This window comes from Allohahella sp. A8 (genome assembly GCF_047946665.1).
In the GTDB taxonomy this organism is placed as follows: Bacteria; Pseudomonadota; Gammaproteobacteria; order Pseudomonadales; family Oleiphilaceae; genus Allohahella.
Genome location: NZ_CP172312.1, coordinates 3,698,089 through 3,712,084 on the forward strand (window position 1 = coordinate 3,698,089; position 13,996 = coordinate 3,712,084).

At 56.8% G+C, this 13,996-nt stretch carries 12 protein-coding genes; 8 read left to right on the forward strand and 4 right to left on the reverse strand.

Annotated features, from left to right (window positions below; genetic code table 11):
* Window positions 1-20 precede the first annotated feature (20 nt).
* On the reverse strand, window positions 21-563 hold the full coding sequence (locus ACH3PB_RS16595; RefSeq protein ID WP_416396553.1) for a DUF962 domain-containing protein: 543 nt from the start codon (window positions 561-563) through the stop codon (window positions 21-23).
* A 121-nt stretch (window positions 564-684) separates the two neighbouring features.
* Here ACH3PB_RS16595 and aguB point away from each other — a divergent pair, with 121 nt between their 5' ends.
* Window positions 685-1,563: an N-carbamoylputrescine amidase gene (gene aguB / locus ACH3PB_RS16600; protein ID WP_416396554.1), complete on the forward strand. Its 879-nt coding sequence runs from the start codon at window positions 685-687 to the stop codon at window positions 1,561-1,563.
* On the opposite strand, the gene ACH3PB_RS16605 is transcribed toward aguB, so the two are convergent.
* Window positions 1,560-2,219 (reverse strand): cation transporter, encoded by a 660-nt coding sequence (locus ACH3PB_RS16605; protein WP_416396555.1) that lies wholly within the window; start codon window positions 2,217-2,219, stop codon window positions 1,560-1,562. The two genes, aguB and ACH3PB_RS16605, sit on opposite strands and share 4 nt — an antisense overlap.
* A gap of 96 nt (window positions 2,220-2,315) precedes the next feature.
* On the opposite strand from ACH3PB_RS16605, the gene ACH3PB_RS16610 reads away from it, so the two are divergent.
* Entirely contained in the window at window positions 2,316-2,741 is a 426-nt protein-coding gene (locus ACH3PB_RS16610) for a Cd(II)/Pb(II)-responsive transcriptional regulator (RefSeq protein WP_416396556.1), read from the forward strand.
* Window positions 2,742-2,945: 204 nt separating this feature from the next.
* The gene (locus ACH3PB_RS16615; protein WP_416396557.1) at window positions 2,946-3,683 is read left to right on the forward strand and encodes a ZIP family metal transporter; all 738 of its coding nucleotides are present in this window, start codon (window positions 2,946-2,948) and stop codon (window positions 3,681-3,683) included.
* A 6-nt stretch (window positions 3,684-3,689) separates the two neighbouring features.
* Here the strand turns inward: ACH3PB_RS16615 and ACH3PB_RS16620 are convergent, their stop codons facing one another.
* On the reverse strand, window positions 3,690-5,540 hold the full coding sequence (locus tag ACH3PB_RS16620; RefSeq protein ID WP_416396558.1) for an RICIN domain-containing protein: 1,851 nt from the start codon (window positions 5,538-5,540) through the stop codon (window positions 3,690-3,692).
* A gap of 184 nt (window positions 5,541-5,724) precedes the next feature.
* On the opposite strand from ACH3PB_RS16620, the gene ACH3PB_RS16625 reads away from it, so the two are divergent.
* The 5 genes from ACH3PB_RS16625 to ACH3PB_RS16645 all read left to right on the forward strand — a co-directional run bounded on the left by ACH3PB_RS16625 (window position 5,725) and on the right by ACH3PB_RS16645 (window position 12,008).
* A complete protein-coding gene (locus ACH3PB_RS16625; protein ID WP_416396559.1) occupies window positions 5,725-7,554 on the forward strand; it encodes a diguanylate cyclase domain-containing protein in 1,830 nt (609 codons plus the stop codon).
* Between the two features lie 136 nt (window positions 7,555-7,690).
* Window positions 7,691-8,962: an imelysin family protein gene (locus ACH3PB_RS16630; RefSeq protein WP_416396560.1), complete on the forward strand. Its 1,272-nt coding sequence runs from the start codon at window positions 7,691-7,693 to the stop codon at window positions 8,960-8,962.
* Window positions 8,963-8,980: 18 nt separating this feature from the next.
* A complete protein-coding gene (locus tag ACH3PB_RS16635) occupies window positions 8,981-10,012 on the forward strand; it encodes a sterol desaturase family protein (protein ID WP_416396561.1) in 1,032 nt (343 codons plus the stop codon).
* Between the two features lie 128 nt (window positions 10,013-10,140).
* A complete protein-coding gene (locus tag ACH3PB_RS16640) occupies window positions 10,141-11,628 on the forward strand; it encodes a DUF4856 domain-containing protein (RefSeq protein ID WP_416396562.1) in 1,488 nt (495 codons plus the stop codon).
* A 131-nt stretch (window positions 11,629-11,759) separates the two neighbouring features.
* Complete coding sequence (locus ACH3PB_RS16645; RefSeq protein ID WP_416396563.1) at window positions 11,760-12,008, forward strand: YkoF family thiamine/hydroxymethylpyrimidine-binding protein; 249 nt, start codon at window positions 11,760-11,762, stop codon at window positions 12,006-12,008.
* 97 nt (window positions 12,009-12,105) lie between these two features.
* Here the strand turns inward: ACH3PB_RS16645 and glmS are convergent, their stop codons facing one another.
* Window positions 12,106-13,935, reverse strand: a complete 1,830-nt coding sequence (glmS, locus tag ACH3PB_RS16650; RefSeq protein ID WP_416396564.1) for a glutamine--fructose-6-phosphate transaminase (isomerizing) — start codon at window positions 13,933-13,935, stop codon at window positions 12,106-12,108.
* Window positions 13,936-13,996 lie beyond the last annotated feature (61 nt).

Below are 13,996 nucleotides of genomic sequence, written 5' to 3' on the forward strand. Positions count from 1 at the left end.
TGCTTGAATTCATTGAGTGTTCAGTGTTTCACCGAGCCTGAGGCACCGCTATGCATGTCCCGAATGTGGGTCTCACCCGATCGCGCCACGATGTCGGCTTCGAGCGTCCTGAACATGCCAAGCATGAAGCAGGCCTCAGCCACAACGAAGAGTGGCCCGATGGCCAGCCCCATGAGGTCGTCGACGAAGGCCGGCTTCTTGCCTTCGTAATAATGCCCGACAAACTGGAAAATCCAGCCGACAACGAACAGGCCGATGCCTGCACCCAGCCAGATACCGGTCGATTCTGCTGCGAGTGCATGAGAGCAGTAGACGGCAGCGCCAAATAGTACGCTCATGATCAGGCCCAAGGGCAGGCTCAGTATGAGGTAATACAGGCAAGCTACGGCCGCGACGATGGCTGCTGGCGACAGTGCCATCGCGCCGACCTCGAACTGCGGTCGCCCGAGCAGGATGGCAACCCCAAGTACGATCATGGGGATACCAACAAAGTGAGTGGCGATATTGCGCTTGTCTCTGTGGTACAGCGCGTATTGACTGAGCTGATCGACCAATGTTTTCATTGTAAGAGCCTCGCTTTGTCCAGATATCATCGTATCCTATCCTGAATCGTACCTGACAACAGTCAAGCAGACGACATTCATCCACGCTTCCTGTTCAACTTTACCACGGAGATCAAGCCTGATGACTCGCCAAGTCACCATCGCGGCTACACAGATGGCCTGTTCAACGGATAATTCCGAGAACATTCGCAACGCAGAACGCCTGGTTCGCGAAGCGGCCCAGCAAGGTGCACAGATCATTCTGCTGCAGGAACTCTTCGCGTCGCTGTACTTCTGCAGCGTCGAGTCCAGCGAGCACCTTGCGATGGCTGAGCCGCTGGCGACCAGTCATGTCGTGAAGCATTTCAGTGCGCTGGCGAAAGAACTGGGCGTCGTGCTGCCGGTGAGCTATTTCGAACGCGATGTGAATAACTACTACAACTCGCTGGTGGTCATCGACGCCGATGGACGTGTAGGCGAGAATTACCGGAAAACCCACATTCCCTGCGGACCCGGTTATCAGGAGAAGTATTACTTCACGCCTGGTGATACCGGATTCAAGGTATGGGATACCGCCTTTGGCCGGCTGGGCGTGGCGATCTGCTGGGATCAGTGGTTTCCTGAGGCAGCACGTTCGATGGCCTTGCAGGGTGCGGAAGTGCTGTTTTACCCCACCGCCATCGGTAGCGAGCCGGAAGACTCAACCGTTGACTCCAAGGGTCACTGGCAACGGACAATGCAGGGTCATGCCGCCGCGAACCTGATGCCGGTGGTGTCTTCTAACCGCATTGGCACCGAATATCTGCAGACGCCACACCAAAGCACCGAGTTGACCTTCTATGGTAGCAGCTTCATCACCGACCACACCGGCGCCTTGTTAAAGGAGGCCAGCCGGGACAAACGGGACATCATTCTGCAGCAGTTCGATCTTGCGGCGCTTGAATCACAACGGCGGGAGTGGGGTCTGTTCAGGGATCGGCGGCCTGAGCGCTATTTGCATGTGAGCGGGAGCCATCGCTAGCGCGAGGCTCCCTGGCCTGAGACCGAAGCTAGAGTCACCGAGCTGAGATCTCGCTTTGCATGCCGCATCACCGACACGCCGGAAGTGAGCGCCAGCATTCCCATAATCCCGGCAACCACCAGATCCGGCCAGGCCTGACCGGTGCCAAACACGCCAGCCGCAGCCACCATGACCGCAATGTTACTGAGTGCGTCGTTACGGCTGCAGAGCCAGACTGAACGCATGTCGGCATCGCCACTGCGGAACGCGTAGAGCATGACGGCTACCGTGACGTTGGCAATGAGTGCAAGCGCGCCTATTGCGCCCATGGTCAGGGGTTCGGGTGTGGTGTCGCTCACCATCACCCAGCCTGCTCTCGCCAGCACGGCAACGCCGAAAACAACCATCGTGAACCCCTTCAACCAGGCAGCCCTGGCGCGCCAAAGCATGCCCATCGAGAGCACGGTCAGTGAAATAATGTAGTTGGCAGCGTCTCCAAGAAAATCAATCGCATCCGCCAACAGAGAGACTGATCCTGACTGAAGGCTGGCTGCGAATTCCACCACGAACATGATGGCGTTGATGACGAGCGCAACCCATAAGGCACGACGGAAACGCGGTCCACCCGGTGATTCCTTATTACAGCCTGTTTCCACATTACAGCAGTTGCCAGCCATGAGACCTCCCGTTACGATTGAGGGGTCATTAAAAACCCTGTAGCCACTACAGAGTCAACACCTGACTCGAAGTGGCGAGGTATGGGAGGACAAATAATGCGAATCGGTCGTTTGAGCCAACTGTCAGGTGTGGAAGTGGAAACTATCCGCTTCTACGAACGGGAAGGTCTGCTGCAGCGCGCTGAGCGTGAAGCGAACGGCTATCGCCGGTATCAGCAGGATCACCTCCAGCGCCTCGCGTTTATCCGCCATTGTCGCGCCCTCGACATGCCGCTTCAGGATGTGAAACGAATGCTGCAGTTCATGACCAAACCGACTCCGGACTGCGGTGATATCGATCGCCTCATCGAAGCGCACCTCGCCAACGTTCGTTCGCGACTGCAGAGCTTGCAGGCACTCGAAGTACAGCTTTGTTCACTGCGTGATCAGTGCGGGCAGCCCCATCGAGGGGACCACTGCGGTATCGTGCAGGAGCTCAAGTCGGCGGCCAATGGCAGGGCCTGCGCCTGCCACCCAGACTGAAATGCGTAAGAAGCCTGCCCTGCTTTTACGCGTCAGCCTCATAATCGTGCTGATGGTCATTTTTTCAGCCGCCGCCAAGTGGTTCATTTTCAACACGCTGCTCGTGCCAGATGGTTCCGGGCGACAGCCGATTGAAACCCATAATACGAACTTTGACTAGTCGAACATGTCTTCGTCGTACCTGCTGAAAAATCAGGAGGAATGATGGATATCTGGACGGTACTTGGACTTGCCTTGCTACCCGCTCTGGGGAATTTTGCAGGTGGCCTGCTGGCTGAATTTACCGCCACGCCCAAAAACCGGCTCAATAATGCGCTTCATGGTGCGGCGGGTATTGTCATCGCTGTTGTTGCCGTCGAGATCATGCCCGAAGCGCTGAAGAAAACTTCATCGCTTGTGATCGCCCTGGGCTTTGGCCTGGGCGGGCTTGCCTACCTGCTCATTCAAGGCGGCGTAAGAAAATTGCAGGGCAGATTCGGTAAGCAAACCGAGTCGAACCTCAGTATGTGGATGGTCTACGTCGCGGTGTCCGTCGATCTCTTCAGCGATGGACTGCTGGTTGGAACCGGCTCAACAATCTCCTTGTCTATGGCCGTCGTTCTGGCACTGGGGCAGGTTCTGGCAGATGGTCCCGAGGGGTATGCCACAGTTGCGAACATGAAAGCCAATGGGATACCGAGGCTCAAGCGGACTTTGTTGTCCGCAACACTGGTTGTGCCCGCCCTTGGAGCTGCTGCATTTTCCTTTTACCTGCTCAGAGACCAGAGCCAGACCCTGCAAATGGGCATGCTGACCTTTACAGCCGCGATACTGACAGTCGCTGCTGTAGAGGACATGCTCTCCGAAGCCCACGAAAGCGCGGACGACACCCGCTACTCGGTCCTGGCCTTCACCGGCGGCTTTGTACTATTCACGCTGGTGTCGGCCGGACTAGGTAGCTGACTCAGCTCATGGCGCCACAACCCGTTCAAAGCGCCAGTGCTGATTCGTCTGCCCGTTCGGTGTCCACTGTTGAACGTTGGCGCCATCGTCGAGCATGCCTGCACCACCCGCCACATCGAGTGCCTTGCCGGAGTGACGGTTGATCAGGCGGTAATAGCCATCGCCAATATTCTCTATGCGCCACTGTTGGTTGGCCGCGCCTACATAAGACCAGAGCTGGGTATTGCCGCCATCGCTCGTCGAGGCGTCGGACACATCGAGCGCCTTGCCGCTGTTGACCGAGACCAGGGTGGAAAAGCCATCACCAGCATCAACGAGTATCCACTGCTGATTGGTCTGCCCATTGCCGACCCACTGCTGCACATTAGAGCCGTTAGCCGTCGCGCCCGTCCCGCCTGCGACATCCAGCAGCTTCCCAGAATGACGTGCGCTGATGCGGTAGGTCGTACCGGGGTAGAGACCGAGGCTTCGGGTATCACTCACGCTGCCATACACCTCAAACTCGTACAGCGAATAGCCGTAGTTCGTGGCGCGTTGGGTGCCATGGACGCGGACATAGCGGCCGCGACCTTCAAGATTGATATCATCGATACCCCCATCGCCACCGGACGTGCCCCAGATCGTCTTCCATGTGCTGGCGTCGTCCGATACCTGCACGTAGTAGGTGCTGGCATAGGCGACCTCCCAGGCGAGCTTCACCCGCTTGATATCGTACGATGCGCCAAGATCCACATAGATCCATTCAGAATTCGTATAGGCACTGGACCAGCGTGTGTTGCCATCAGCATCAGTCGCATTCGCCGCTGCATGGCCCGTTTCAGTGGATGAAGTGGTCACAGGCCGACGATAGGCGATGTTAGGATCGCCAGGATTGACCGGACTGTTCCAGCCTGGCATTTCATCGCGCGTCACGACGTTGCCGGCGTAGTAGGTCTGCTGAATCGTGGCATCGTTCTGCACCTGGAACGGCAGTTCCGCCCAACCCATGAAGAAGGTCCACCGAGGCTCCGCCGCCAGGCGCTCGGGCGAGGGTACCTTGTCGGTCTCGCCGATGGCGATGGGTTTACCGCCGGAAATGTTCACCATCGCGTTATATTTCCACGTGGCGAAGCCTTCGTAGATATCCAGTGCTGCAACATCCCAGTAGGCGCTGCCGGGATTATAGGTATTGAGATCGTTCACCAGGGTGCCGAAATCCTGCATGTCCCAGACCCAGATGAGATTACTCAGACCCTTGTTGCGCGTGAGATAGTCGTGGGTCAGCTGATAGAGCTTGCGTGTACCGTTTGCACCAGGCCGACCACCCCACCAGAACATGCCCTGGTTCATTTCGTGCAGCGGGCGGAACAAGACCTCGACGCCGTTGTTCTCCAGATCCTGCAGATAGACGCTGATTTCGTCCATCATCTGCTTCCAGCGCCGGTTGATCGGGGTGCCGTCGGTCAGCAGCTGGCTCCATTCCCAATCCGACATTCTGCTCAAGAGACCATTGCTATCCCAGCCGCAGGGCTGCGACTTCGCGGGATTACAGGCATGCCACATGATGTTGACCAGCGCACCGGCCTGCCACTGCCGCTTGGCCTCGTTGATCATGGTCCAGCGATTGGCGATGTTATCCTGCTGAAACAGAAAATCGCCGCTCCACATTGCTGGAAACTTGCCTGTCTTCACATAGACGGTATCCGTCCAACGCGCAGGGTCGGCATTAGGTTCGCGGTTGTGATGCCCGGCCACGGTCTGCTTGCCGGAAATGCTGTAGAGGTAGTCCAGGGATTTGAAAGGACCTGCCTGAGCGAGCGTGCTCACGAGCAGACACAGCATTGCCAGTGGCATGCTTCGGCCTAAGCGGTTTTTCATTTGAGCGTCCTGTCGATGATGGATCGTGCGAGGATACTAGCGCGTCTGGCGAGGGGCGAAATCGTCGGTTAGGACGAGAACACTGGCTACCAGATCACAAAACACTCGAATCGTGTTTATCGACTATCATTACGGTTCGAGCTGAGGCCTTGGCCGCGGTGTCCTTCTTCCACCAGGCTTCAACATGACGACGCGCGTTCTGCTGTTCTTTATCTCCTTTTTTCTGGCAACGGTCTGCCGTGCCGCAGAAGAGGCGGGCACGGATACCGTTGTAATAGCTGGCGCAGCGGAGTCGCATCTCTCGCTCGGTCAGCATTTGCGTTACCTGCAGGATGCTGATGGTATGCTCACCGCCAGGGCCATCATTGGCAAGAGTGACTCACTTCCCTGGTCTGAAAGTACTGCCGAGGTACTGAATTTCGGTCTCTCGCCTTCGCCCTACTGGTTTTCCGTGAGCCTTCACAATCCCGATAGCCGGGCCGTCGAAAAGTTGCTGGAGCTGTCTTACGGCCTTCTCGATTACGTTGATTTCTACGTCGTGCGTGATGGCAGGCTGCGCAAAGCTGTCAGGACCGGTGACCAGATTCCCATCGATAGCAGGCCCCTGTTCCATCGGAATCTGCTGTTTCCCATAACCATTCCTGCAGAAGCCACAGTGCGAATCCTGATCCGGGTAGAGACGACCGGATCTATGCAGATGCCGCTCGATCTATGGAGTTTCAAGGCCTTCTTCGCACACGACCAGCGCCTGCTCTCGCTGCACATCCTGTTTGCAGGCATCATGCTGGCGCTGGCCATCTACAATCTTTTCCTGTTTTTCAGCGTTCGTGAAATGAGTTATCTCTGGTATGTGCTGAGCCTGGTCAGTATTGCGCTGGTCACGCTCAATCTGCAGGGCGTCACCTTTCAGTTCCTGTGGCCGAACTGGCCGCAGCTGAACAATCCCTCGGTAGTCGGGCTGGTATCGGCTACTATCGTTTTCTCCAACGCTTTTGCGTACACCTTCCTGCGGCTGCATCTCTACGGCTGGTTCGTGAGGCGAGTCGTACTCGGTATGGCTTCAATTGGCGTGGCCCTCTTCCTACTCAATTTGCTAGCTCCAGAAGGGTCAATCAATTACCTCGCAGCGCTGCTAGCCGTGCTGACGGCGGTGATTCTGTTCAGCACCGGCGTATACGTCTGGCGACAGGGGGATGTACTCGCGCGCTTCTACACGCTGGCCTGGTTTCTGCTCCTGACCGGAAGCGTGCTGATCCCACTTAGCAAGATCGGTATTCTTCCGCGCAGCCTCCTTTTCGAACATGCCCAACAGATTGGCATCGTGGCTGAGGGCCTGTTGCTATCGTTCGCGCTGGCGTACCGAATCAACATGGAGCGACATCAGCGCTTTCTCGCACAGGCTGAAGTGCTCGATGTGCAACGCCGCGCCAACGACGAGCTCGAACAGCGAGTGGAGGACAGGACAGGGGAGCTTCAACTGGCCAATCAGAAGCTGCTGGAGGCTAGTGCTATCGACGGTCTGACGCAGGTCAAGAATCGCGGCTACTTCGACCGGACCCTGGTCGACGAGTGGAGCAAGGCCTCACGCGCCAGGAGTCCGATCAGCCTCCTCATGATCGACGGTGATTACTTCAAGCGAGTGAACGACACCTATGGCCACCAGTGTGGCGACGCCTGCCTGCAGCATCTGGCCAGGATCTTTCAGAAGGCTGTGAGCAGAGCCGGAGATTGCGTGGCGCGATATGAGGGCGAGGAGTTCGTCATTCTCTTGTGTAATACCGACGAAGCGGGCGCACGCCTGCTCGGCGAACGAATACGGGCTCAGGTTGCGGCAACACCCGTTGTCTGGGAGACACAGAGCGTGTCGCTCACAGTAAGCATCGGCGTTTCGTGTCATATACCGAAGCCTCATGAGCCGGCGGCGGCCTTGCTGAAGCAGGCTGACGAGGCCTTATATACGGCTAAGCACGGTGGGCGGAATCAGGTCTGCAGCTATCAGAAGCCTGACGCGTAGCTGCGAGTCACTGCCTGATCGTCGCTTCCGCACGGCTTCTCGTTCCAACAAAAGCTCTTAACTCTGGCTAAATCCAATTGATACGCATTCGCATCAATGCTAATTTTGCGCAAATTTTAAGCCAGAGACCTCTGTTATGGAAAACGGCCGCTTACAGCGAGCATCACATCTTTATCCGTATGCCACTGGCATCATCAAGTCGACCTTATTGACTGCTGTGGTCGTTCTGACTGCTTGCGGTGGCGGATCGAGTGGCGGATCAGAAAATTCCCAGGTGCAGACAACAGGCGTCTGTGAGTCTTTCGACTGTCGCAAGATGCTGGAAAATCTGGCCGATAACGTGGTCACGCCAATGATCGACGCCTTCAATGCCCGGGTGGAGACGCTCAACGTTGCGGTGGGTGCATGGCAGCAAAGCCCCCAGAGCCCTCAGCTTCAAACCGAGGCGCGCCAGGCCTGGAACGACGCCATGCTGACGTGGCAGTCGCTGGAACTCGTTCAGATTGGGCCGCTGGCCGAGAACGACTCGCTCTTGCGCGACAGCATCTACGCCTGGCCGTCAGTAAGCGCCTGTGTCGTTGATCAGGAGGTTATCGAAGCGGCGGAGCAGGGTGTCAGTTATGACATCAGCACCCGCACGCCGCTCAGGAAAGGCTTGCCTGCGCTGGAATACATTCTCTACGCCGAGTCGCTGGACCACACCTGCCCCTCGACCACGGTCAAGACGACTGGCTGGAACAGTCGCTCGCCCGAAGAGCGGCTGGCTCTGCGACTCGATTATGCCAAGGCCGCCAGCGCTGAACTCGTCCGTCTGGGTACTGAGCTGAAGACCCGCTGGTCTACCGGTCCGCAGAATTTCCGCAACGAACTCGTCACGGCAGGTGCCGGTAGTGCAGCGTTTTCTACCGCACAGAAGGCTGTGAATGCCGTCTCTGATGCCATGTTCTATCTCGAAAAGGAGGTCAAGGACATCAAGCTGGGGGAGCCGCTCGGGCTCAAGGGCGACAAGTGTCAACCAGGCACGCAGGCCTGCGCTGTGCTGGTTGAAAATCCACTCAGCGCCCGTAGCAAGCAGCATCTGCGGCAGAACCTGCTGGCGTTCAAACAGCTCTTTCTTGGTAATTCTGCAGACGGTATGCAAGGCCTGGGCTTCGATGACCTGATCGATTCAGTCAGCACCGGTGGCAACACCTCGGCAACCATGGAGGCTGATATCAGTGAAGCGCTCAACGCGGTCGATGCACTTGGAGAGCTGAGTTTGCAGGCGGCCGTTGCTGATGAGAATGGCTACAACCTCGCCAAGGGCATTCACGAATCGACCAAGAAGATCACGGACCGGCTGAAAAACGAGTTCCTCACCGTCATGGGGCTGGCCATTCCCGCCGCCGCGGCCGGAGATGGCGACTGATCTGATCGTCTCACGTTGATGGATAATTTCATTCCAGCCATCCAGGGGCAGCTGGCAACACTGCTGGCCTACCCCTTTGATCCGTCCAGACGAATCTATCTGGCTTACCTGCTTGGCAGCCTCGCCATCGTGCTCATCTGGATGGCGGCGGCTGTCGCGCGACGGGATTCGGTAATGGCAAAGCAGCTGTGGCAGCGCCTGGTCAGCCCTGCCATCTGGTGGCACCGTTCTGCCCGGCTCGATTACCAGCTGATGGTGATCAATCCTGCGCTACGGCTGTTACTGCTGGGACTCTTCAGCGTATCTCTCGTACCTGTCGCAATGGCAACCGAGTCTTTCCTGGCAGATTTTCTTGGCGATTCGAGCCTGACGTGGACCAGCGTGCAGGTCACTGCAGCCTATACCCTGACGCTCTTCATCCTCGACGATTTTACCCGTTTCCTGCTGCACTACCTCATGCACAAGGTGCCCTGGCTCTGGTCTATCCATCGCCTGCATCATTCAGCTGAGGTCATGACGCCCTTTACGGTATACCGGATACATCCTATCGAAAGCCTGCTGTACAGCCTGCGGATGGTCCTGACCCAGGGCCTGGTGCTCGGACTGTTCTTCTTCGGATTCGGCATGAACCTGTCGGTGTGGGAAATTGCCGGCGCCAACGTGTTTACCTACCTGTTCAACCTGGCCGGGGCCAACCTGCGCCACTCGCATCTCTGGATTTCATGGGGCCCTTGGCTTGAAAGGCTATTCATAAGCCCGGCGCAGCATCAGATTCATCACAGCAGCGACCCGGTCCATTTCGATCGCAACATGGGCGCATTCCTCGCCATCTGGGACGGCATATTCGGCTCACTCGTCTTGGCGCGAGAACAAATCGTGCATGCCTATGGGCTGCACGGAAGTAAGCCATCGCCTCACATGAGTCTGTGGCAGGCTTATTATGAGCCATGCCTGCATTGCGGCCGCGCTATTGGCGGATCGTGTAAGTCGATGATCAAGCGCTTGCGTGCACCCACCTTATCCCTGAAGCCCTTACGCGACCTCACCTGAACAGCAGGACCGCGCGAGCCGCTGTCAAAGCTGCAGCTGCAAGAAGCACTCCAAATACTAATTGTAAATAGTTATCATTTAGATTACCGTTCTCTCTTTTTATCGGCGCATAATACATTGAGGTACCCATGCGAAAGAAATTACTCGTCACAGTGATAGCGGCCACCATTGCTGGACTGGGCGGTTGCAGTGACTCATCCGACTCCTCCGACACGCCTGCAGCGGTCGACACGAATCCCAACACCGATTTTCTGGCCACGCTGGCCGTTCCTGCCACCTATAACTTCGAAAGCCGCTTCGTTGCGGGCGAAGAAAGCGCCCAGTATTCAGGCCAGGTTGCCCGGCAGGTGCTGATTGCCGACTTGAACACTGAAATCGGCAGCAAACTCGAAGCACGCATTGCCGATGGTACATGGACCAGCGACACGACAAAGGCCGATGTTCTGGCTGTGCTGAATAGCTATTTCGTCGAAGGGACTAACGCCGTTGGCGACAACCCAATTCTGCTAACGACCACTCCGCCGACGCTGCAGACGACGTATAACGAAATATCAAGCGATAAGAACCTGATCGACAAGCTGGCGGGTAATGACAGCGCCACCGATCACAAGGACTGGGATGCAGGCGCCTTCGAGGGCTGGACTGCTGCTTCTCCGCAGGCACTGGTCGAATCGTGGTTCGACATCATCGCTACGAACACTGCGGCGCAGGCCGGTGGTGCTGTTCGCATTCATCCAGTGACTGGTGAAACCCTCAAGGTGTACCACACCGACGACGGCCTGGATCTTCAGCAGCTTGTACAGAAGTTCCTGCTCGGGGCGGTTACGTTCTCACAGGGCACAGATGACTATTTTGATGATGCTACTGAAGGTAAAGGTCTCCTGACCGACAACACCGTGGCAGACGGCGACAAGCCATATACCGAGCTACAGCACCAGTATGATGAAGGCTTCGGCTATTTCGGTGCAGCACGCGATTATCTCGCCTATACCGATGAAGAAATCGCCGCCAAAGCTGGCCGGGAAGGCTTTAGCGAAGGCTATCACGACACCAATGGCGATAACGTCATCGACCTGAACGGCGAGTTCAACTTCGGCAACTCCACCAACGCAGCCAAGCGCGACCTTGGCAGCCAGAGCGGTACTGACTTCACCAAGACGGCCATGCAGGCCCTGCTGACCGGCCGTACGATCATCGCGCGCGCTGGAGACGATGGTGACGGCGCGCTGACCGAAGTCGAAATGGCTGTGCTGAAAGAACAGCGTGACATCGCCGTTAGTGCATGGGAAAAAGCCATTGCTGCGACCGTCGTGCACTACATCAACGACGTGCTAACCGATATGGACAAGGCTGATGCCAACGACGGTAGCTACAGCTATGCAGCGCACACCAAGCACTGGGCAGAGCTGAAGGGCTTCGCGCTGGGCCTGCAGTTCAACCCACGCTCACCATTGAACAATGGCACCCGCTTCAAGGCTGTTCATGACCTGCTCGGCGAGCGACCTGCTCTGCCAGGCGGCGCAGACTTCGCAGCCTACCGCGATGCACTTATGGCAGCGCGTGCCTTGATGCAGGAGGCCTATGGCTTCTCTCAGGCAGATGTCGAGAACTGGTAAACGGTCTAACGTTCTGTGTGAAAGCTTAAGGGCGGCGCCTAGGGGCCGCCTTTTTTTCGAAGGCTATAGTGGTCACCCAAACGTAGCAGAGTGAAAGGGGATTTTTTCCTTCCGCCATTGGAGGCGCTGCTATGTATCTATCCGTTCAACTCAGTTATTACCCGCTTTCCGAAGATTATAAACCTCGAATCAAGGCGTTGATCGCTCGGCTGGAAAAGTCAGGATTGGAGGTTCACTCGAACCGGATGAGTACGCAAATCTTCGGCGATTTCGATAAGGTGATGCAGGTGTTCGCGGACGCCTTACGCTGGTCTTTCGAGACCTATGGCACGGCTGTCTTCACAGCGAACTTCATTCAGGGTGATCGGCGACCGAAATAAATTTGGTCAAAGCTGGGCGGCAACGGGACGCTGAATCGGCGGGATCTACAAACAAAGCAGATCCCGCCCGTCAAAAAGTCAGATTATGCCGTGCTATTTATTCCACGGTGACTGACTTGGCCAAATTTCGCGGCTGATCCACATCCGTACCCTTCAGTACCGCCACGTGATATGACAACAACTGAAGCGGAACCGTGTACACGATCGGCGCGAGAATGTCGTGAACCTTCGGGATGTGCAGCAGCGTCACACCTGGCTCAGGCGTAAAGTCCGTATCCTGATCTGCGAATACAAAGAGCTCACCACCACGTGCCTTCACCTCCTGCAGATTCGACTTCAGCTTCTCCAGCAGCTCGTTGTTCGGTGCCACGGTGATAACCGGCATGTCCTTGTCGACCAGCGCCAGTGGGCCATGCTTCAACTCGCCGGCAGGATAGGCTTCCGCGTGAATGTAGGAGATTTCCTTGAGCTTGAGTGCACCTTCCATTGCCACAGGATACATCGTGCCGCGTCCGAGAAAGAGGGCGTGATGTTTCTCGGCAAATGCCTGCGACAGACGCTCGATGGAGCCATCGAGGTCGAGCACTGCCTGAATCTGTGAAGGCAACGCGCGCAAACCTGCAACGATTTCGGCTTCCCGCTCACGGGACAGGCCATGTCGTCGTCCAAGCGCAAGGGTCAACATGAGCAGGGCCGTAAGCTGAGTCGTGAAAGCCTTGGTCGAGGCCACACCGATTTCAGGGCCCGCCAGTGTCATGACCGAGAGGTCTGATTCGCGCGTTAGCGAGCTGCCGGGCACGTTGCAGACGGTCAGCGCGGCTTTGAAACCTGCTGCCTTTGCCTGTCGCAACGCGGCCAAAGTATCGGCGGTCTCGCCCGACTGGGAAATGGTCAAAAACAGCATGTCGCTCTTGACGACATGGCTTCGGTAACGATACTCGCTCGCGACTTCGACAGAACAAGGAATGCCGACAAGATCCTCGATCCAGTACCGTGCAACGAGGCCTGCATGAAAACTGGTACCACAGGCAACGATCTGCACCGAACCAACGCCTTCGAAGACTTCAGCCGCTGCAGTACCGAGAACTTGATCAAGTACATAGTCAGCGCCCAGGCGACCTTCGAGCGTAGCTTTGATAACCTTGGGCTGCTCGTAGATTTCCTTGAGCATATAATGGCGGAAGCTACCCTTGTCGGAGCTCTCGATGCCATACTCATAGCGCTGAACCGGTCGCTCGACCAGCTTGTTGTCGCGATCCCAGATCCTGATGCTTTCAAGTCCAACTTCAGCCGTATCACCCTCTTCGAGATAGATGAAACGATCGGTCACCTGCAGCAATGCAAGTGGGTCCGAAGCAATGAAGTTTTCACCAATGCCCACGCCGATAACGAGCGGTGAGCCCTCGCGGCAGACGACGAGATGATCCGGATCGTCGGCGTTCAGCACAGCCAGCGCGTAGGCGCCGTGGAAGTCCTGTATGACGGTATGCAGTGACTCGAGCGTGGGGCCGTTCTTCAGCTGCTTGTTCAGTGCATGCACGACGACTTCGGTGTCGGTTTCCGACGTGAAGACGTAGCCGTCTTCCTTCAGACCACGGCGAAGTGCTTCATAGTTTTCGATGATGCCATTGTGAACGATAGCCAGACGCTCACCAGATTGATGCGGGTGGGCATTCAGCTGTGAAGGCTTGCCGTGGGTAGCCCAGCGCGTGTGGGCAATACCGATGTGGCCAGGCAGGGGACTGCTGGTAATCGCTTCCTCAAGCTTGGCAACCTTGCCAACTTCGCGCTCTCGCTGGAGCACACCTGCAGCACTCATAACCGCCATACCGGCCGAGTCGTAGCCCCTGTACTCCAAGCGCTTCAAACCTTCGAGAAGAATCGCCGAGACGTCCCGCTGCGCAATTGCGCCAACTATTCCGCACATAAACTGTACCTGTTCAAGCTGATATTCTAGAGAGTGATGAAGCTGTTTAACTGATTACCTG

Bases quoted from the DNA above. Each gene is read 5' to 3' on its own strand.
- ACH3PB_RS16595 (WP_416396553.1), bottom strand. From the start codon at position 563: ATGAAAACATTGGTCGATCAGCTCAGTCAATACGCGCTGTACCACAGA.
- aguB (WP_416396554.1), top strand. From the start codon at position 685: ATGACTCGCCAAGTCACCATCGCGGCTACACAGATGGCCTGTTCAACG.
- ACH3PB_RS16605 (WP_416396555.1), bottom strand. From the start codon at position 2,219: ATGGCTGGCAACTGCTGTAATGTGGAAACAGGCTGTAATAAGGAATCA.
- ACH3PB_RS16610 (WP_416396556.1), top strand. From the start codon at position 2,316: ATGCGAATCGGTCGTTTGAGCCAACTGTCAGGTGTGGAAGTGGAAACT.
- ACH3PB_RS16615 (WP_416396557.1), top strand. From the start codon at position 2,946: ATGGATATCTGGACGGTACTTGGACTTGCCTTGCTACCCGCTCTGGGG.
- ACH3PB_RS16620 (WP_416396558.1), bottom strand. From the start codon at position 5,540: ATGAAAAACCGCTTAGGCCGAAGCATGCCACTGGCAATGCTGTGTCTG.
- ACH3PB_RS16625 (WP_416396559.1), top strand. From the start codon at position 5,725: ATGACGACGCGCGTTCTGCTGTTCTTTATCTCCTTTTTTCTGGCAACG.
- ACH3PB_RS16630 (WP_416396560.1), top strand. From the start codon at position 7,691: ATGGAAAACGGCCGCTTACAGCGAGCATCACATCTTTATCCGTATGCC.
- ACH3PB_RS16635 (WP_416396561.1), top strand. From the start codon at position 8,981: ATGGATAATTTCATTCCAGCCATCCAGGGGCAGCTGGCAACACTGCTG.
- ACH3PB_RS16640 (WP_416396562.1), top strand. From the start codon at position 10,141: ATGCGAAAGAAATTACTCGTCACAGTGATAGCGGCCACCATTGCTGGA.
- ACH3PB_RS16645 (WP_416396563.1), top strand. From the start codon at position 11,760: ATGTATCTATCCGTTCAACTCAGTTATTACCCGCTTTCCGAAGATTAT.
- glmS (WP_416396564.1), bottom strand. From the start codon at position 13,935: ATGTGCGGAATAGTTGGCGCAATTGCGCAGCGGGACGTCTCGGCGATT.